Origin of the sequence: Nonomuraea cavernae, assembly GCF_040655715.1 — a bacterium.
Lineage (GTDB): Bacteria > Actinomycetota > Actinomycetes > Streptosporangiales > Streptosporangiaceae > Nonomuraea > Nonomuraea cavernae_A.
On sequence record NZ_JBFAKL010000012.1, the window covers coordinates 119,054 to 138,026 of the forward strand.

Here is an 18,973-nt window from a genome sequence, read left to right on the forward strand (position 1 = left end):
GCGGCCGGCGCCGCGCTGCCGTACCGCTGGGCGGTGCTCACATCCCGTCCAGGTACTCCTGCCTGACCTTCGAGCGCGACAGCTTGCCCGTGGGGGTGCGGGGCAGCTCGTCGCGGTACTCGATCACCCTCGGATGCTTGAACCTGGCGATGCGCGGCGCGCAGTGCTCCAGGAGCGCGGCGGTGAGCTCGGGGTCTCCCTCGACGCCCTCGGCCGGCTGCACGAGCGCGACCACGTTGTGGCCCCACTCCTCGTCGGGCACCCCGATGACGGCCACGTCGGCGACCGCCGGGTGCTCCAGCAGCGCCGCCTCGATCTCGGCGGGGTAGATGTTCACCCCGCCCGAGACGATCAGGTCGGTGCGCCGATCGCAGAGGAACAGGAAGCCGTCCTCGTCCATGTAGCCGATGTCACCGGGGGCGTACCACTCGCCGCGCATGCTGGCCGCCGTCTTGGCGGGGTCCTTGCGGTACTCGAAGGTGCCGAGGCCGGACTTGATGTAGATCATGCCGGGCTCCCCGGCGGGCAGGTCGTCGCCCTTCTCGTCGAGGATCTTGGCCTCGAACATGGGCGCCGGCTTGCCGACGGTGCCGGGGCGGGCCAGCCAGTCGTGCGGCTTGACCGAGAAGGCGATCGTGGACTCGGTGGAGCCGTAGTACTCGTACAGCACCGGCCCCCACCAGTCCATGATCCCCTGCTTGACCGCGATCGGACAGGCGGCGGCGGTGTGGATGACCTGCCGCAGGCTGGACAGGTCGTACCTGTTCTTGACCTCGTCGGGCAGTTGCAGCATCCGGTGGAACATGGTCGGCACCATCATCGCGTTGGTCACCCGGTGGCGCTCGATCAGCTCCAGGATGTTGACCGGCTCGAACCTGGGCGTGATCACCACCGTGTGGCCGAAGTGCAGCGCGAACTGCGTGTGCGCGCAGGGCGCCGAGTGGTACATCGGCGAGGTCACCAGGTGCACCTCGTCGCCCGGCACCAGGTCGACCACCTCGCCGAAGAACCACGCGTACAGCGGGGCGATCGCCTCGGGCTCGGTGCCGGGCAGCGGCCGCTGCACCCCCTTGGGGAAGCCGGTGGTGCCGGAGGTGTACCACATGACCGCCCCGGAGGTGCGGTCGGCGGGCGCGGTCTCGGGCTGCCCCTCGGCGAGCGCGCCGGTGCCCACGTCGGCGGTGGGCACGATCTTCGCGTGGGGCGCGTGGACGACGACGACCTTGGCGTCGCAGTCGCTCAGGATGTAGGAGATCTCCGCCTCGGTGAGGTGCCAGTTGATCGGCACGTAGTACATGCCCACCTGGCCGGTCGCCATCAGCATGACCACCGCGTCGATGCCGTTCGGCAGCACCCCGGCCACCACGTCACCGTTGCCGAGCCCGCGAGCCCGCAGGCCGTGGGACACCTGGTTGACCTTGGCGAGCAGCTCTCCGAAGGTCGTCTCGGAGCCGTCGGTGTCGATCACCGCGAGGCGGCCGGGGTCGGCGGCGGCGATCGCGTAGAAGCCGGGCAACTGTTTGACGTCCATTCACAGCTCCAGGAGTTGGGCGAGGCGGGCGCGATGGATCCGGGGCGGGCCGAGCAGGACCTCGTCGGTCTTGGCCCGCTTGTAGAACAGGTGCGCGTCGTGCTCCCAGGTGAAGCCGATGCCGCCGTGCAGCAGCAGGTGGTCGCGGGCCACCTCGAAGCAGGCCCGGCCGACGTACGCCTGGGCGAGCGCGGCGGCGGCGGGCAGCTCCTCGGGCGACTCGTCGGCGGCCCAGGCGGCGAAGCGGACGATGGACTCGGCCTGCTCCAGCTTGCAGTGCATGTCCGCGAGCTTGTGCTTGACCCCCTGGTAGGAGCCGATGTAGCGGCCGAAGGCGACGCGGATCTTGGCGTAGGCGACGATGGAGTCCAGCGAGGCGCGGAGCACGCCGAGCTGCTCGGCGGCCAGAGCGACGGCCAGCCGGTCGCCGATGCCGCCGTCCTGGGGCTGCGCGCCGAGCACCCGGCCGCGCGCTCCGTCGAGCTCGATCCGCGCCTGGCCGCGGGTGATGTCGAGTGTCTCCAGCGGCGTACGGGTGACGCCCTCGCCGGTCAGGTCGACGGCCACCAGGACCACGCCGTCGCCGGTGCGCGCGGGCACCAGCAGCACGCCGGCCTCCATGCCGCCGAGCACCTGGGCCAGCGTGCCGCGCACGGCCACACCGCCGTCGGCGCTCTCGGCGGCCAGGCCGTCCTCCTCGGCGGGCTGGGCGAGGGTGGCGACGACGCGGCCCTCGGCGATGCCGGTCAGCAGCTCCTTGTCGGGCACGCGGGTGAGCGCGATGGCGGCGAACGTGGTGGCCAGGAAGGGGCCGGGCAGCAGCGCCGCGCCCGTCTCGGTGAGCACGACGGCCAGCTCGGCGAAGCCGGCGCCGGATCCGCCGTACTCCTCGGGGACGATCAGGCCCGACAGGCCCAGCTCGCCGTTGAGTCGGGTGTACACGTCCGGGTCGTAGCCCTCGCGGACCTTGGGCAGCGGCGACACCGCGCCCAGGAAGGAGCGGACGGTGTCGCGGAGCTCCTGCTGCTCCGGGCTGAGTACGAGGTTCACGCCTGGGTCCCCACCTTCAGGTCCTTGAACGGCACGGTCTTGTCCACGCGGGGCTCGGGCGGCAGGTTGAGCACCCGGTCTCCGACGATGTTGCGCATGATCTCGTTGGTGCCACCGCCGAGCGCCATGCCGGGCGCCAGGGAGATGGCCTGGGACAGTGGGTTGTCCTCGCCGACGACCGAGGACGGGCCGGCCAGCCGGGTCGCGAGGTCGGCCTGGTACATGGTCAGCTCGGCGAGCAGCAGCTTGGCGGCGCTGCCGCGGGCGCCGGGGAAGACGCCGGCCTTGGTCTCCTGGGCCAGGCGCTGGTTGAACAGGGCCAGCGCGCGGGAGCGGATGTGCAGCTCGACGAGCTCGTCGCGGACCAGCGGGTCGGTGGTGTCGACCAGCCGGCGCAGCCCGTCGAGCGCGGTCGGGTCGTCCCTCCTGGTGCCCATGCCGACGCCGGACGAGATCGACAGCCGCTCGTGCAGCAGGGTCGTGACCGCGACGCTCCAGCCGTCGTTCACCTCGCCGATCCGGTGCTCGTCGGGGATCGTGACGTCGTCGAAGAAGATCTCGTTGAAGTTGGCCCTGCCCGACATGTCCTTGAGCGGCCGGACCGTCACCCCCGGATGCCGCATGTTCACCACGAACATGGTCAGGCCCTTGTGCTTGGGCAGGTCGACGTCGGTGCGGGTCAGCAGCAGGCCCCAGTCGGCGTGGTGGGCCACCGAGGTCCACACCTTCTGCCCGTTGACCACCCAGTCGTCTCCATCACGTACGGCCCTGGTCTGGAGGCTGGCGACGTCGCTGCCCGCGCCCGGTTCGGAGAAGAGCTGGCACCAGATCTCCTCGCCGCGCAGCAGTGGCCGGACGAAGCGCTCGCGTTGCGCGTCGGTGCCGCGGTCGACCAGCGTCGGTCCCGTCATGCCAAGGCCGATGGAGAAGACGTAGGTGGGCAGCGTGAAGTCGCGCGACTCGGCGGCGAAGGCGCGTTCCTCGGCCTGGGTCAGGCCCTGGCCGCCCCACCGCGCCGGCCAGGTGATGCCGGAGTATCCGGCGTCGTAAAGCCTGGCCATGAATTCCTTTGCGCGGGCGATGCCGTCCGCCTCCCGCGCGTCGTCCGCCGGGGTGTTGGCTTCCAGCCACATCCTGGCGGTACGCCGATACTCAGCGAGGTTCACGTCAAGGTTCACATCGTCTCCTTGGCATCAGTGTTCACTTACTCTAACCACCTGGCCACGACCCGCATAGAGCGTTGTTCTGGGCGTTTTATCCGAATTTGGAGCGGAATCTCCGCTAACTAGAGCCACGACAACCTAGTGTGATCATCTGATTACCAGGGGGAAAGGTGTGATCACACGGTTCGGGAGCTCCATCCGGGCGCGGCTGACACTGTGGGCCGGCGTCGCGGCGGCGGTCCTCTGGACCCTGCTCAGCGTGCTCGTGCTGTACGTCGTGCAGCACACCGCCGACGAGTGGCGCAGGGCCTCGGCGGTGAACGCGGCGCTGAGCACGGTGCACCACGTCGAACGCGGCGAGCTGCCCACCGTGATCACCGGCTCCGGCGTGGACGCCATCCAGGTGCTCAACGCCCAGGGACAGGTGATGGCCTCGACCCCCAACCTGGTCGGACGGCCCCGCATCAGCGCCCTGGAGCCCGAGAACACCGCCAGCCGCACGCTGATCACCTGTGACCTGCCGCAGCTGCCCGGGGACTGCCATTTCATGGCGATCTTCCGGGCGTACCAGGACGGCGGCGGCGACTGGCTCGTCTACTCCGTCGTGGAGGAGGTGCCGTGGTACGTCCACCCGGTGCTGGTGGCCTCCCTCGCCGGCTTCACGGTGACCATGGTGCTGCTGACCCGGTTCGGCGTCTCGCGGGTGGTGGCCAGGACGCTCACCCCGGTGGACGGGATCCGCGCCGAACTGGCCGAGATCACCGCCACCGACCCGGGCAAGCGGGTACGGATCCCACGCAACGCGGACGAGATCCGGGAGCTGGCGCATACCGTCAACCAGACCCTCGACCGGCTGCAGGATGCGGCGGAGCGGCAGCGCATGTTCGTCTCGGACGCCTCCCACGATCTGCGCAGCCCCATCACCGCGATGCGCACGCAGCTCGAGGACGCCATGCTGCATCCCGCCGACGCCGACTGGGAGGAGATCGGCCAGGCCCTGATGACCAGCCTGGACCGGTTGCAGGCCATCGTGGCCGACCTGCTCACCCTGGCCCGGCTCGACGCGGGCGCGCCCACGGCCCACGAGCCGGTCAACCTGTCGGAGCTGATCTCGGCTGAGGCGTCCAGACCGCGCGGCAAGAAGGTCATCACCACCCTGCACCCCGATGTGATCGTCCCCGGCGACCGGCTGCAACTGACCCGCCTGCTCACGAACCTGCTCGACAACGCCGAACGTCACGCCGAGTCCACGATCATCGTCGCCGTGCGGCGCAGCAAGGACACGGCCTTCATCGAGGTCCTCGACGACGGAGCCGGCATCGCGCCCGACCAGCGCGAGCTCGTCTTCCAGCGCTTCACCCGGCTGGACGCCTCGCGCAGCCGCGACGCCGGCGGCACCGGACTGGGGCTGCCCATCGCCAGGGAGATCGCGGCGGCGCACCACGGGACGCTCACCATCGAGGATTCCGACTACGGCGCCCGCTTCGTCCTGCAGTTGCCGCTCACGGAGGAGCCGGCCGGGTGATAATCCGATACCCGCCGCCCGTTTTGTCCTACTGATCGTCCGGCGCACTGGTTAAAGTGGCCCGCTGTGACTCCAGGTTTCAGCCGATTAAGGCGTGAGGACTTACTCAAGACGGCCTGCGACGTGATCGCCGAGCGGGGGTTCGGTCACACCAGGACCCTGGACATCGCCCGGGCCGCGGGCGTGAGCCAGGCGCTGCTGTTCTACCACTTCGAGACCAAGGATCGGCTGTTCGCCCAGGCCTTCGACTACGCGGCCCGCCAGCATCGCGACACGCTGGAGGAGATCGAGCGCCTGGAACGGCCTCCGCTCGACCGCCTGCGGACCCTGCTGCGGCGCTGCTCGCCCAACGGCTCGCCGGACGGGTGGCGGCTCTGGATCGACGCCTGGGCCGAGGCGATGCGCAGCCGGGACCTCGAGGAGATCTCACGCAGACTCGACGAGCAGGGCCGGACGGTGCTGCGCGGGATCATCCAGGACGGCGTCGACTCCGGCGACTTCGTCTGCGCCGATCCCGAGGACGCCTCCTGGCGGATCTTCTCGCTCATCGACGGGCTCGCGATCCACAACCACGTGCATCCCCACACGCTGTCCCGGCGCCGGATCAACCATCTGGTCCGTACGGCCGCCGCCATGGAGCTCGGCCTGTCCGTCGCCGATCTGTGAAGCCCTCCCTCTTCCGCTCTTATTGGATGCTTCGTACAATTAGCGGCGAGGAGAGGAGCGCACCCGATGACACCCGCCCCGAGCTCTACCACCGCCAGCGAGCGGAGCGCCTACGAGACGGTCATCGAACGCCTGTCGAAGGCCTCGGTCGACAAGCACTGGGAGCCGTACCGGGACATCCCGTGGGACGACCCCGGCTTCCTCATCGACCGGACCGACCCGCGCTGGGAGCTGCCGGACGTCGACAAGCTGGGCGGTCATCCGTGGTACCGGCGCCAGCCTCCCGAGACGCGGGCGCTGATCGGGCTGTGGCGGGTGGCCACGGCCATGAAGATCGGGCTGCAGTTCGAGAACCTGCTCAAGAGGGGCCTGCTGAACTTCGCCTACCGGCTGCCCAACGGCTCACCCGAGTTCCGCTACGTCTACCACGAGACCATCGAAGAGGGACATCACGGGATGATGTTCCAGGAGTTCGTCAACCGTACGAAGCTCCCGATCCGCGGCATGCCCGGCCCTCTGTCGGCCATCGCGCAGGTCACGCCGTGGATCCCGCTGATCTCGACCGAACTGTTCTTCGTGTTCGTGCTGGGCGGCGAGGACCCGATCGACCACGTCCAGCGCAGGGTGCTCAAGGACGAGCGGCCGCACCACCCGCTGGAGGAGATCATCATGCGCATCCACATCGCGGAGGAGGCCAGGCACATCTCCTTCGCCCGGCACTACCTGCGCGACCGGGTGCCGAAGATGCCCGCACACCGCCGCTTCCTGCTGAGCCTGATCTCGCCGGTCGTCCTCGGCGTGATGGCCCGGATCATGCTGGCCCCGCCCGGCCCGATGATCAAGCGGTTCGGGATCCCGCTGAACGTCGTGACCGAGGTCTACGTGCGCAACCCGGCCGCCAAACAGGAGATCCGCGACTCGGTGAGCCGGACCCGCGAGTTGTGCGTGGAGGTCGGCCTGGTCAACGCCCTCAGCAGGCGCCTCTGGAAGCTGATGGGCATCTGGGCCTGACCGCCGCGGCCACGGGCGCCGCCGTCCCTCGCGAGGTGGGACCATGGACGTCGCGTGACGTCCTAGGGAAGGTGCTGATCGGTGAGGCGGCTACTCACGGTTCTGCTGCTCGTCTGCGCCGGGCTGGGGATCTCACCCCCTGCCCTGGCGCACAACGTGCTGGTGAGCAGCGACCCCAAGGACGGGGCCACGCTGTCCGCCTCTCCCGAGCGGATCACGCTGGTGTTCGACCAGTCCGTACGCCGGGGCTACGCGCAGATCGGCGTGACGGGGGCCGGCGGCTCGTCCTGGGCCGACGGCGCCGCCACTGTGGCCGCCGAGCGGGTGTCCGTCAAGGTCAGGGCGCTCCCCGCGGGGGGCACGTACGTCGTCGGCTACCGGATCCTGTCGGCCGACGGGCACCCGGTCACCGGCAAGATCACCTTCACCCTGGCCGCCGCCCTCCCCACCGGGCCGGCACAGGCTGACGCGGCACGGGCTGACGCGGCACGGGCTGACGCGGCACGGGCTGACCCTGCTCAGAGCGACCCGGCACAGACCAATGCGGCACCGGCCGATCCAGCGCGGCAGGATGCCGGGGCTGAGGCCGCCGATGCGGCCGAGGCGGCGGCGAACGGCGGAGCGGGCATGGCCGTGGTGTGGATCGTAGGTGCACTGCTGATCCTGGCCGTGGGCACGGCGGTCGCCCTGCGCCGGGCCGGTCCCGGCCCGGCGACGGATGGGGAGAGCCAGGCGTGACGGTCACGACTGCCGTCCCCAAGCGAACGAACGACCGGACGGGCGGATGGGCGGCGGGCGCGTTCGCGGTGGGCGCGATCACGGCCACCGTGGTGGCCGCCACGCTGACCGCGCAGGAGGCGGTGCCGGGCATCCCGCTGCCGGGGCCCGTCGTGACCGTCGGGCTGCCGGTCGTCCGCGTGCTCCTGGACATCGCCGCGGTCGCCGTGGTCGGCCTCAGCCTGCTGTCCAAGCTGCTCGGCTACGACGACCCGCGACGCACCGAGCCCGTCATGCGCCGGGTCCGGCCGCTCACGGTCACCGCCGCGTGGGCGTGGGCGGCGTGCGCGCTGCTCACGATCGTGTTCCAGACGGCCGAGCTCAATCCGGGCGGCGTGCCCACGCTCGGCATGATCGCGACTTATGTCGACACCGTCGGCACCGGACAGGGGTTGCTGTTCAGCGCCGCGTGCGCGCTGGCCGCGGCGGGCATCGGACTGATGGCGGTGCGGTTCGGCGAGAAGGTGCCGGCCGAGTTGCGCATCGTGGTGGCACTGTTCGGGCTGCTGCCCATCCCGGTCACCGGTCACGCGGTCGACTCGGTCTGGCACGACCCCATCATGATCTCGATGGAGGCGCACGTGATGGGTGCGGCGGTCTGGACGGGCGGCCTGATCGCGGTCATGGTGTTCGTCGCGCCGCGCAAGGAGTTGCTGGCCGTGGCCCTGCCCCGGTTCTCCCGGGTCGCCACCTTGTGCCTGCTGTTGGTGGGTCTGTCAGGGCTGATCAGCGGGCTCGGCACGATGGCGCTCACGCCCGGCGTCGAGCTGCCGGGCGCGATCGTCACCAGTGAGTACGGCCTGCTGGTCGTGGCCAAGGTGGCCCTGACCGCGCTGCTGGTGCCGCTGGCCGCGCACATCCGCTTCCGGCTGCTGCCCGGCGTCCGCCGGGGCGCGACCACGGCCGTGGTGGCCTGGGCGACGGCCGAGCTGGCCGTGATGGGCCTGGCCTACGGCGTGGCCGTGGCGATCACCCGCGCCTCGATCGGCTGACGCGCGGCCAGCCACTCGCAGACCAGCCAGACGGCCAGCAGCCCGGCCCCCGCCCAGACGGCCGACGACATGACCAGGGGCGGGGCGCCCAGCAGGCCCGACTGGCCGGTGAGCGTGCCGTACACCTGGCCCATGAGCGTGCTCTGCGCGGCCAGCGCGGCGTAGACGGCGGCCGTCACCACGGCCGACCCGAGCACGGCGCGCACGACCGGCATCCGCACCGCGAACGCGAGGTCGACGCAGAGCCCGCCGATCACCAGGAAGAACGGCACCGCCGACGGCGGGAAGCCGGTGAACGTGAGCAGCGGCCAGATCAGCGTGCGGAACCCGACGTAGCCGGCGGCCACCAGCGTCGCCGCGCCGAACTTGCCGATCATCATCCGGGCGACGACCAGCACGGCCAGACCGGCGACCACCGCGTAGACCGGATACAGCACGTCCGGCACGGGCAGCGCGAACCCCGTCATCATCACCCGGTCGATCGGGCGGCCCATCTGGTCGGCGGCGAACCGCAGCAGGATCGGCTCGGCGTAGGTCGCGCCGTTGTCCCAGGCGCCGATCGACAGGATGCCGTACTCCTGGTGCTGTTCGGGGAAGTGCACGTTCTCCAGGAAGAACGCGAAGAAGGCGCCGAGCACGACGGTGCGCTCCCTGCCCGGAGGCGCGCCCATGAACCAGCCGCGGATCACACCCGCGATCATGAGGAACGTCCCGGCGTAGAGCATGATGTGCGACGGGCTCCACGAGGTGATGTCGAGCCCGTTGACCCGGTGGTTGATCAGGTCGAGCGGCACCGCCACGAGGAACACCCCGGTGCCCCACTGGATCAGCCGGAGGGCCGCCTTGTCGACGCCGTAGCCGGTGTAGCCGTGGACGATGGTCAGCGCGAGGACCAGCACCGTGCCCGCCGAGTTGAGCAGGTGCGGCGGGGCGAGGTCGTCACGCAGCCACTTGAAGTGCCACGACACGTCCCAGGCCGAGCCGAGCAGTTTGAGGGTGAGCGCCACCAGCCAGCCGTAGTAGAGCACCCTGAACAGGTCGGGCGGGGTCTCCCGCCCCGCCTGGCCTCTGGTCCAGTGCGGGGCGGCCCAGGCGGCGGCGTTGCTGACGATGGCTGGTGTTTTCACGGCGAGCATCCTACGGGCCGCCGCGGGATCTCAGCAGTGCCGTCTCAGGCGTACGGGCAGCTGCTTGAGGCCGTTCTGGAAGTTCGAGGTGAGGCGTACGGGCTCGCCCGTGAGCGTGACGTCCCAGGTGAGGAGCTCTCTGAAGACCGAGCGCAGCTGGACCCTGGCGAGATGGGCGCCGAGGCAGAAATGCGGGCCGAAGCCGAAACTGACGTGATCGTTCGGGGTGCGGGCGACGTCGAAGCGGTCGGGGTCGGAGAAGACCGCCGGGTCCCGGTTGGCGGAGGCGTGATAGACGACGACCTTCTCCCCCGCCGCGACGCGCCGGCCGCCGAGCGTGAGGTCACGGGTGGCCGTCCGCCTGAAGTCCATGACGGGCGGCCAGAAGCGCAGCATCTCCTCCACCGCGGAGTCCAGCAGCGACGGGTCGGCGCGCAGCCGGGCGAACTCGCCGGGGTGCTGGAGCAGGGTGAGCAGGCCGCCGGGAATGCCGTTGCGCAGCGTCTCGTTGCCGGCCACGGCGAACAGGAAGAACATGTTCTCGAACTCCGCCTCGGTCAGACCGCCCGCGAGCATGGCGGACATGACCGACTCGCCGTCCATCGGCGACCGGGCCAGCGCGTGCGCGTAGCCGAACATGTCGCGCAACGCCGCCCGGGAGCGCGGGTTCGCGCCGGGACGCGGCTCCGGCCGGGAGGCGGCGGCCAGCCAGCCGGCGGGGGTGAGCCGCTCGACGTCGGCCGTGGACAGGCCCGCGTGGTCGGCGTCCTGGTAGCCGATCACCCGCGAGGCCCAGTCGTACAGCAGCCTTCTGTCCTGGCCGGGTACGCCCATGACGTGCGCCAGCGTCCAGACCGGGAGGTCGGCGGCGACCTCGGCGAAGTCGCACTCGCCCGCGGCGAACAGCGACGCGGCCCGCTCCGCGATCGTCCGCTCCAGCGCGCGGACGGCGCGCGGGGTGAGGGCGGCGGCCACGATCCGGCGCAGCCTGGAATGGCCGGGCGGGTCGGTGTTGAGCATCATGGCCCGGACGAAGTCCAGATCGGCCGGGGTCTCGGGGTCGCGGATCTGGGTCGCGCCCAGGTGGGAGGAGAAGTCGGCGGGGGTGCGCAGGACGTGCTTGACGTCCGCGTGCCGGAAGACCGCCCAGTAGCCCGGCCCTTCGGGCCACGGGCCCACCGCGGGCTCGGGGATCCGGCAGACGGGGGCCTCACGCCTGAGCCGCGCGTACAGCTCGTACGGCACGGCCCGCGCGTACGTCGAGGGCAGGAAGACGTCCACGGGCGGCACGGATCCGGCGTCGTCCGCGAGCGGGCGGGGTCGTGGACCGTCGTCCACAGGCGGGCGGGGTGAACCGGCGTTGTCCACAGGAGGCGCCGGAGTGTCCTCGTTCACGGGTTCCAGCGTGCATGATGAGCGCGTGACTCCAGAAGACGCCGAGGCGATTCTGCGCGACTACTTCGCGCCGTGGATCCAGCAGCTGGGGCTGCGGGTCGAAGAGGTGGGCGAGCGCCACGCGATCGTCCGGCTGCCCTGGTCCGGCACCTTGGCCAGGGAGGGCGGCGGGCTGTGCGGGCAGGCGATGATGGCCGCCGCCGACACGGCCACGGTGCTCGCGATCTCGTCGGCCCGGGGCGGCTTCGTGCCGATGACCACCGTGCAGCAGTCGACGACGTTCCAGCGGCCGGTCGTGGACAAGGACGTCCTGATCGACGTGCGCGTCACCAAGCTGGGCCGCACGCTGGCCTTCTCCGAGATCACGCTGATGGCCGACGGTGCCGGCGACCCGGTCGCGCGGGCGTCCACGGTCTACGCGATCCTCGGCTGAGCCGGTCGTCTCAGGGATCTCTCAGGTCGGGAAAGTAGGCTCGCGCCATGAAACGTGTGGCCGCGCTCGTCGCGGTGCTCGCGCTCGTCGGCGTGGCGGCCTGGCTGATCTGGCCGTCCGCACCCGAAGTGCGCGGGCAAGAGCAGAGGATCGCCGTCGTCGACGGGCCCGCCGACGACCAGCGAGTGGAGATAGACGCCACGTTCTTCGCTCCACCGGGCGGCGGCAAGGCTCCGGCGGTCCTGCTCGCGCACGGTTTCGGCGGCAGCAAGCAGAGCGTCCGCTTCCAGGCGGAACGACTCGCGCAGGACGGCTACGCCGTGCTGACCTGGTCGGCGCGCGGGTTCGGCCGTTCGACCGGTCAGATCGCGCTCAACTCCCCCGACTACGAGGTCAAGGACGTCAAGCAGCTGATCGACTGGCTGGCCGAGCGGCCCGAGGTCCGGCTCGACGCCGCGGGCGACCCGCGCGTCGGCATCGCGGGCGGCTCCTACGGCGGGTCGATCGCGCTGATGACGGCCGCCCACGACAACCGGGTGGACGCGATCGTCCCTCAGATCACCTGGTCCGACCTGGCCGACGCGCTGTTCCCCGACGCCACGGGCCAGGGTCCGGAAAACGGCGTGTTCAAGCGTATGTGGGCCGGTTTCTTCTTCGGCAGGGGCGGCGGCCCGATCCAGGGCTTGGAGGCGCTGACCCGGCAGCCCGAGCCGCTCTCGGCGGAGGAGGCGCGCTGCGGCCGGTTCCTGCCCGCGATCTGCGACATCTACCAGCAGGTCGCCCAGACGGGCAAGGCCACGCCCGAGGCCGTGGCGCTGCTGCGCCAGTCCAGCCCCGTCGCGGTGGCCGGCCGCATCAAGGCGCCGACGCTGCTCGTCCAGGGGCAGCGCGACTCGCTCTTCCCTCTCGACCATGCCGACGCCAACGCCCGGGCGATCGCCGCCGCGGGCACACCGGTGAGCCTGACCTGGTTCGACGGCGGCCACGACGGCGGCAACGGTGAGGCCGACTGGCTGCACGACCAGACGACGGCCTGGTTCGGCCACTACCTCAAGGAGGACGGCTCGGCCGTGGCCCAGCCGTTCACGGTGACCCGTGACGGCGGTCGCGACCCCGGCACCCGCCAGCGCATCCGCCTGCACCCCGAGGCCGCCTCCTACCCCGGCCTCGGCGGCACCGCCACGACCTCGGTCACGCTGTCGGGCCCGGAGCAGCCGGTCGTCAACCCGCCCGGTGGCGCGCCCGCCTCGATCTCGACGGTGCCGGGCGTCAGCGGCCTGCTGGGCGGCGGCGGCCAGAGCAACGTGAGCCTCTCGCTCGACATGCCGGGCCAGAGCGCCTCCTTCGAGTCGGCTCCGCTGACCGCACCCCTCCAGCTCACGGGCAGCCCGACCGCCACGATCAAGGTGTCGGGCAAGGGCCAGGTGACGCTGTTCGCCAAGCTCTTCGACGTGTCCGACAGTGCCCAGCCGCCCACCCTGCCCGCCGGGCTGGTGGCGCCGTTCCGTGTGACCGTCCCCGAGGGGCAGAGCAGCGTCGAGGCCACCGTGACGCTGCCCGCCGTCGACCACGCCTTCGCCGCCGGGCACCGGCTGCGGCTGACGGTGGCGACGACCGACATGGGGTACGCCACGCCCGCCGAGCCGGCCTCCTACCAGATCGGCCTGGCCTCGCCCGCGCTGACCGTGCCCACGGTCACCACGCTCACGGCGCCCGCGACCGGGTTGGCCTGGTGGGTGTGGGCCCTGCCGCTGGCCTCCATCGTGGTGGCCGCGCTCGTGCTGGCCACCGGCCGCAGGCGGGTCCGCTCCGGCGAGGACGCGGCCGAGCGGGCCGGCGAGCCCGGGGTCCCGCTGGAGATCACCGGGCTGACCAAGGCCTACCGCAACGGCGAGCTCGCCGTCGACGGGCTGTCGTTCCGGGTCGAGCAGGGCCAGGTGCTGGGGCTGCTCGGGCCCAACGGAGCCGGCAAGACCACCACGATGCGGATGATGATGGGCCTCATCCAGCCCGACGCGGGCGAGATCCGGATCTTCGGCGACCTCGTGACCTCAGGAGCGCCCGTGCTGTCTCGGCTCGGATCGTTCGTCGAGGGTCCCGGGTTCCTGCCCCACCTGTCCGGGCGGGAAAACCTCGAGCTCTACTGGGCCGCCACCGGCCGGCCCACCGCCGACGCACGCTTCGACGAGGCGCTCGAGATCGCGGGGCTGGGCAAGGCGCTGGAGCGGGCGGTCCGCACCTACTCCCAGGGCATGCGCCAGCGGCTGGCCATCGCCCAGGCCATGCTCGGCCTCCCCGACCTGCTGGTGCTCGACGAGCCGACCAACGGGCTCGACCCACCCCAGATCCGGGAGATGCGCGAGGTGCTCAAGCGCTACGCGCGCGACGGCCGCACGGTGATCGTGTCCAGCCACCTGCTGGCCGAGGTGGAGCAGACCTGCAGCCACGTGGTGGTCATGCACCGGGGCCGCCTGGTATCCGCCGGGCCGGTGTCCGTCCTGCTCAGCGAGGCCGTGCCGACCAACGGTCACGGGCCGCGCCTCGAAGACGTGTTCCTCGACCTCATCGGAGACAAGTCGTGACCGCCGCGACGGGCTACGCCCCCCGCCGGACCCTTCCGCTCAAGGTCGAGATCGTCAGGCAGTTTAAACGACGGCGCACGCTGGTCATGTTCGGGTTGCTGCTGGCGCTGCCGTGGATCCTGGTGATCGCGTTCCAGTTCGGCCCGCAGGGCGGCGGCCAGCAGCAGGCGACGCTGCGCATCTCCGACCTGGCCTCGGCGAGCGGGCTCAACTTCGCGGCGTTCGTGCTGTCGGTGTCGGCCAGCTTCCTGCTCGTGGTGGCCGTGGCGCTGTTCTGCGGCGACACGGTGGCCAGCGAGGCCAGCTGGTCGTCACTGCGCTACCTGCTGGCCGCCCCGGTGCCGCGTGACCGGCTGCTCCGGCAGAAGCTCATCGTGGCGCTCGGCTACTCGGCGACGGCGGTCATCTGCCTGCCGTTGATGGCCTTGCTCGCGGGCACGCTCGCGTTCGGCTGGCACGACATCCAGGTGCCCGGCACGGGCGAGACGATCCCGGCGCTCGACGTGCTGCCGCGCTTCGGCATCGTGATCGGCTACGCGCTGGTCAGCCAGCTGGTGGTGGCGGCACTGGCGTTCCTCATCTCCACGGTCACCGACTCGCCGCTCGGCGCGGTGGGCGGGGCGGTGGGCCTGTGGATCGTCAGCACGATCCTGCAGGCCGTGGAGGCGCTGGGGGCCTTGCGGGAGTTTCTGCCCACGTTCTGGAACACCGCCTGGCTCGACGCGCTCGCGCCGGAGCTCGACTGGAGCGGGATGGCCAAGGGCGCCTCGGTGTCGGTGACCTACGCGGCCATCCTCATCGCGGTGGCCTTCCGCAGGTTCCGCCGCAAGGACGTGGTCAGCTAGGTCTCGGGGCCCGGTGCCGGGCCCCGAGGTCAGGCCCAGTGCGGGGGCTTGTCGTCCAGATAGAACGAGTCCGAGTCGTCCTCCTGCCACTCGCCCCAGCCGAGGTCGGTGTCGTCGGTCGACTGCTCAGGGAGAAATTCACTCACGGTAGACATGCTACCGAGAGGAACAAAGTCTCTCCCACAGGCCGCGTCGGCGCCCGGACAGCCGGAATCTCCAGAGGTACGATGCCTGGGCAGGTGTCCGCCTACCCCCTCGTGAGGCAGCCCATGGCCACCCCGACAGGCTGGCGGCGAGAAGGCAATCTTCCGGCGGAGCTGACGAGCTTCGTGGGTCGCACGCGCTTGCTCGCCAACCTCAAGCGCCACCTCGGTGAGTCGCGTCTGGTCACGGTCACCGGGATCGGCGGGGTGGGCAAGTCCCGCACCGTGCTGCGGCTGGCGCACCAGATCAGATCCCAGTACGAAGACGGCGTATGGTTCGCCGATCTGGCGCGGCTGCAGGACGCGGGCATGGTCAAGCACACCATCGCGTCCGCCCTGGGCATCGCCGACCAGTCCTCGCGTACCGAGTCCGAGTCACTGGCGGAGTGGGTCGGCGACCGGCGGATGCTGCTGATCATCGACACCTGCGAGCATCTCGTCCAGGGCTGTGCCGAGCTGGTCAAGGAGTTGCTGGAGAGCAATCCCCATCTGAAGGTCCTGGCCACCAGCCGCCAGTCGCTGCAGCTGCCGTACGAACACGTCGTGCCCGTGCCGCCGCTGCTGGTGCCGGGCGACGATCCGGCCGAGAGCCTGTTCACCAACGAGTCCGTCCAGCTGTTCGCCGCCCGGGCCGGCGCCGTGGTGCCCGACTTCGCGCTCGACGAGCAGAACATCGGCGCGGTGGCCGAGCTGTGCCGCAGACTCGACGGCATCCCGCTGGCCATCGAGCTGGCCGCGGTGCGTCTGCGGGCGCTGTCGGTCGACCAGATCCTCGGATTGCTGACCGACCGGTTCAGCCTGCTCGCGGGGGCCAGCCGGACGGCGCTGCCGAGGCATCAGACGCTGCGCGCGGCCATCGGCTGGAGCCACGAGCTGTGCGATCCGGCCGAGCGGCTGCTGTGGGCGCGGCTGTCCGTCTTCGCCGGCGACTTCGAGCTGGACGCGGCCAGGTCCGTCTGCTCCGACGAGCGGCTGCCGTCCGAGGCGATCACCGATCTGGTGACCGGCCTGGTCGAGAAGTCCATCCTGCTGATCCGGAGCAACCATGCCGGGGTCCGCTACAAGCTGATCGACACGCTGGCCGAGTACGGCGAGGAGTGGCTGGACAAGCTCGGGCAGACCGAGCAGATGCGCCACAAGCATCTCGAGTACTACCTGACCCTGGCGGGGCGCAGCGAGGACGCCTGGTCGGGTCCTCGGCAGATCTACTGGTTCGTCCGCATGCGGCAGGAGCACGACAACGTGCGCGTCGCCCTTGAGCACGCCCTGCGCACACCCGGCGAGACCGTCCTGGCGCTCACCCTGCTGTCGTCGTTGTGGTTCATGTGGGTGTGCTGCGGCTTCGTCCGCGAAGGGCGCCTCTACCTGGAGCGGGCGCTCCAGGCCAACCCGGGCGTGAGCAAGGAGCGGTGCAAGGCGCTCTGGGTGCTCTCCTACGTCCGCAGCGCCCAGGGCGACAGCACGGGCGCGCTGCAGGCGGCCGAGCAGTGCAGCACCGAGGCGGTCAGGGTCGGCGACTCCAGGGCGGTGATCCTCGCCTCCAAGATGCAGGGCACCGCCGCTCTCCTGCAGGGCGACCTGCAGAAGGCCAGCGCGCTGCTGGGCGTGGCGATCGAGTTCAACAGCGACAACAAGGAGCTCAACCCGGGCCTGCTGCCCGCCATCGTCGAGCTGTCGATCGTACTGACCTCGCAGGGCGAGCTGTTCGAAGCCGAGTCGCTGCTGACCGACTGCCTGCAGGTGTGCAAGGAACGAGGCGAGCTGTGGGTGAGCTCCTACGCGCAGTGGGCGCTGTCGATCACGCGTCTGGCCACGGCCCGGACCGAAGATGCCCTGCAGAGCGCGCGTGAGGCTCTGCGGATCAAACGCCACTTCCATGACACGCTCGGCACGCTGCTGGTGCTGGAGACCACCGCGAGGGTCTTCGCCGCGGGTGAGGAGACGACGCTGGCCGCCCGGCTGCTGGGCGCCCTGCACCAGAACTGGAAGACCGCCGGCCTGCCGATGCTCGGGGCTCCGTTCCTGACCAGCGACCACGAGCAGTGCGTCAAGGAATGTCAGAAGGCGCTGGGCGAGTCGCGTTACAGGAACCTCTTCGAGGAGGGTTGCAGGCTCGACCTCGACGAGGCGTCCTCGCTCGCACTGGGCGAGCTGGACGCCCCCGGGGACTGACGGCCTCCGGCCTCCGGCCAGTGGGTTCCGGTGGGCCAGGCGTGGATGTAGCGAGCGCTGCCGAGCGAGAACTGTATGTGCCCGCGCACCCAGTGTTCGAGGCCCCGCACGTATTTACGGACCGGCAGCGTGGCCCAGTGGTCGAGTGACCCGAGCCGGGCCTGGAACGCGGCGATCACGTCGTTGTGCATCCTCGACACCTCTTCCAGCGCCTCCTGCAGGGTGAAGGCCCGGTGCGCCGCGAGGACGGTGACGAGGTTGTGCCTGGCCTGGTCCTTGCCGCGCTCCTTGGCGTACGAGAGCAGGTCGTTGTCCCAGCCGATGAGGTCGCACGCGAGGTCGGACAGGGCGCGCACATCGGGGTGGTGCCATTCCTCCGCTTCGAGCCGGTAGCCGCCGCCCACGTCGATCAGGGCGAAGCAGGTGAAGGTGGCGCCGGTGATGCGCCGCATCAGGACGTACTCCTCGGGGGTGGGGATGAGGTCGATCTCGCGGTTGGCCGCCTCCCAGATCTGGGCGAAGAGATACTCCTTCACCGCGATGCGCCAGCGGTCCACCTGGGCCGGGGTGGCGGTCGCCGAGATGCGGTGGAAGAGCTCGTGGAGCGCCACGCCGAAGGGGTCGTCACCGTCCGGCTTCCTGCGGCCGTCGAGGATCTCCAGGAGCGGCGGCAGCGCGCGGGCGAGCGCGGCGGCCCGGTGTCCCACCAACTCCCCCTCGCAGAAGGCGTCGTCGAACGCGAAGAGCCAGTTGTACCAGTCGTTGATCAGTCTGAGACTTTCGCGCGGAACGGTGGGGTTCGTCCGTGCGGCCAGCAGGCCGATTCTGGAGCGCCGGAAGTGCTCGATCATCTTGGGCCCGTCAAGCATGTGGGAGGCGGCCAGCCAGGCGTGGCTCTCCGCGTCGACCTCCGCGGCATGCACGTTGATGTCACTGGGGAACGGGCATGGCAGCGGGGGGATGCGGAGGGGTCGCCCACCAAAGGAGGAATGCACAGAAGTAGCCACTCATACAGCATGACGATGGAGCGTTTGAAAGGCCACGCACGTTTAGTCCACCACCATTTCCTGATATGTCATGTTATAAATGGCTTTGTCGCTTAGCGCTCTAGAACTGTTCTTTCGCGAATGTCGTGGCGGTGCTCCACCGCGGATGGATTGCCGGCCCCCGATCGGATCCCGCGTCGCGCAACGCTCTGACCACGTCAGGCTCCTTCTTGCCCACGACGCCCGCGAGCGATCTCTGGCCACGGTCGTTCGCGCGGTCCGGGCCGGCACAGGGCTCGATGAGCGTCTCGGCGTTACCGTGATAAGCCGCCGGCATCAGCAAAGTGTCACCTTTGTCGTCGGCAAGCTCGGTGAGCCTCTCGCCCACCGCACAGGCGCGTAAGAACTCCGGCTCACCCACCCTCGCCACGGCGAACAACCTGGTGGGGAGCTCTTCCGGCTCCGGGTCCCGTCCACGCTTCCCCTCGGGGCTAGATAGGGTGCCCTGCACGGAA

The 18,973-nt window shown here is 70.5% G+C and carries 16 protein-coding genes; 9 read left to right on the forward strand and 7 right to left on the reverse strand.

Annotated features, from left to right (window positions below):
* Positions 1 to 37: 37 nt before the first annotated feature.
* From AB0I38_RS19585 to AB0I38_RS19595, 3 genes are read right to left on the reverse strand one after another with little or no spacing between them, the layout of a single operon-like run.
* A complete protein-coding gene (locus AB0I38_RS19585; protein ID WP_358469498.1) occupies positions 38 to 1,531 on the reverse strand; it encodes an AMP-binding protein in 1,494 nt (497 codons plus the stop codon).
* Positions 1,532 to 2,581: an acyl-CoA dehydrogenase family protein gene (locus tag AB0I38_RS19590; RefSeq protein ID WP_358469501.1), complete on the reverse strand. Its 1,050-nt coding sequence runs from the start codon at positions 2,579 to 2,581 to the stop codon at positions 1,532 to 1,534. It abuts the gene before it with no gap.
* Complete coding sequence (locus AB0I38_RS19595; protein ID WP_358469504.1) at positions 2,578 to 3,759, reverse strand: acyl-CoA dehydrogenase family protein; 1,182 nt, start codon at positions 3,757 to 3,759, stop codon at positions 2,578 to 2,580. The genes AB0I38_RS19590 and AB0I38_RS19595 overlap by 4 nt, the downstream gene beginning before the upstream one ends.
* Positions 3,760 to 3,916: 157 nt before the next feature.
* Between AB0I38_RS19595 and AB0I38_RS19600 the strand changes: the two genes are divergently transcribed.
* The 5 genes from AB0I38_RS19600 to AB0I38_RS19620 all read left to right on the forward strand — a co-directional run bounded on the left by AB0I38_RS19600 (position 3,917) and on the right by AB0I38_RS19620 (position 8,715).
* A complete protein-coding gene (locus tag AB0I38_RS19600; RefSeq protein ID WP_358469507.1) occupies positions 3,917 to 5,269 on the forward strand; it encodes a sensor histidine kinase in 1,353 nt (450 codons plus the stop codon).
* Positions 5,270 to 5,335: 66 nt separating this feature from the next.
* Complete coding sequence (locus tag AB0I38_RS19605; RefSeq protein ID WP_358469509.1) at positions 5,336 to 5,935, forward strand: TetR/AcrR family transcriptional regulator; 600 nt, start codon at positions 5,336 to 5,338, stop codon at positions 5,933 to 5,935.
* Between the two features lie 66 nt (positions 5,936 to 6,001).
* Positions 6,002 to 6,946, forward strand: a complete 945-nt coding sequence (locus AB0I38_RS19610; RefSeq protein WP_358469512.1) for an AurF N-oxygenase family protein — start codon at positions 6,002 to 6,004, stop codon at positions 6,944 to 6,946.
* Positions 6,947 to 7,027: 81 nt separating this feature from the next.
* Positions 7,028 to 7,684, forward strand: a complete 657-nt coding sequence (locus tag AB0I38_RS19615; RefSeq protein ID WP_358469514.1) for a copper resistance CopC family protein — start codon at positions 7,028 to 7,030, stop codon at positions 7,682 to 7,684.
* Positions 7,681 to 8,715, forward strand: coding sequence for a copper resistance D family protein (locus tag AB0I38_RS19620; RefSeq protein ID WP_358469516.1), 1,035 nt, complete (start codon positions 7,681 to 7,683; stop codon positions 8,713 to 8,715). Before AB0I38_RS19615 ends, AB0I38_RS19620 begins: the two co-directional genes overlap by 4 nt.
* On the opposite strand, the gene AB0I38_RS19625 is transcribed toward AB0I38_RS19620, so the two are convergent.
* Both AB0I38_RS19625 and AB0I38_RS19630 read right to left on the reverse strand, forming a co-directional pair.
* Entirely contained in the window at positions 8,673 to 9,842 is a 1,170-nt protein-coding gene (locus tag AB0I38_RS19625) for a hypothetical protein (protein WP_358469518.1), read from the reverse strand. The genes AB0I38_RS19620 and AB0I38_RS19625 overlap by 43 nt on opposite strands.
* 30 nt (positions 9,843 to 9,872) lie before the next feature.
* On the reverse strand, positions 9,873 to 11,237 hold the full coding sequence (locus tag AB0I38_RS19630) for a cytochrome P450 (RefSeq protein ID WP_358469520.1): 1,365 nt from the start codon (positions 11,235 to 11,237) through the stop codon (positions 9,873 to 9,875).
* A 25-nt stretch (positions 11,238 to 11,262) separates the two neighbouring features.
* Between AB0I38_RS19630 and AB0I38_RS19635 the strand changes: the two genes are divergently transcribed.
* The 4 genes from AB0I38_RS19635 to AB0I38_RS19650 all read left to right on the forward strand — a co-directional run bounded on the left by AB0I38_RS19635 (position 11,263) and on the right by AB0I38_RS19650 (position 17,472).
* Positions 11,263 to 11,670: a PaaI family thioesterase gene (locus AB0I38_RS19635; RefSeq protein ID WP_358469522.1), complete on the forward strand. Its 408-nt coding sequence runs from the start codon at positions 11,263 to 11,265 to the stop codon at positions 11,668 to 11,670.
* A 47-nt stretch (positions 11,671 to 11,717) separates the two neighbouring features.
* Entirely contained in the window at positions 11,718 to 14,252 is a 2,535-nt protein-coding gene (locus tag AB0I38_RS19640) for an alpha/beta fold hydrolase (protein WP_358469524.1), read from the forward strand.
* The gene (locus tag AB0I38_RS19645) at positions 14,249 to 15,097 is read left to right on the forward strand and encodes an ABC transporter permease (RefSeq protein ID WP_358469526.1); all 849 of its coding nucleotides are present in this window, start codon (positions 14,249 to 14,251) and stop codon (positions 15,095 to 15,097) included. The genes AB0I38_RS19640 and AB0I38_RS19645 overlap by 4 nt, the downstream gene beginning before the upstream one ends.
* A gap of 329 nt (positions 15,098 to 15,426) precedes the next feature.
* Positions 15,427 to 17,472, forward strand: a complete 2,046-nt coding sequence (locus AB0I38_RS19650; RefSeq protein WP_358469528.1) for an ATP-binding protein — start codon at positions 15,427 to 15,429, stop codon at positions 17,470 to 17,472.
* On the opposite strand, the gene AB0I38_RS19655 is transcribed toward AB0I38_RS19650, so the two are convergent.
* Together AB0I38_RS19655 and AB0I38_RS19660 are read right to left on the reverse strand one after the other, a co-directional pair.
* Positions 17,382 to 18,395: a terpene synthase family protein gene (locus AB0I38_RS19655; RefSeq protein WP_358469530.1), complete on the reverse strand. Its 1,014-nt coding sequence runs from the start codon at positions 18,393 to 18,395 to the stop codon at positions 17,382 to 17,384. The genes AB0I38_RS19650 and AB0I38_RS19655 overlap by 91 nt on opposite strands.
* A 184-nt stretch (positions 18,396 to 18,579) precedes the next feature.
* Complete coding sequence (locus AB0I38_RS19660) at positions 18,580 to 18,879, reverse strand: ankyrin repeat domain-containing protein (protein ID WP_358469532.1); 300 nt, start codon at positions 18,877 to 18,879, stop codon at positions 18,580 to 18,582.
* Positions 18,880 to 18,973: the final 94 nt, after the last annotated feature.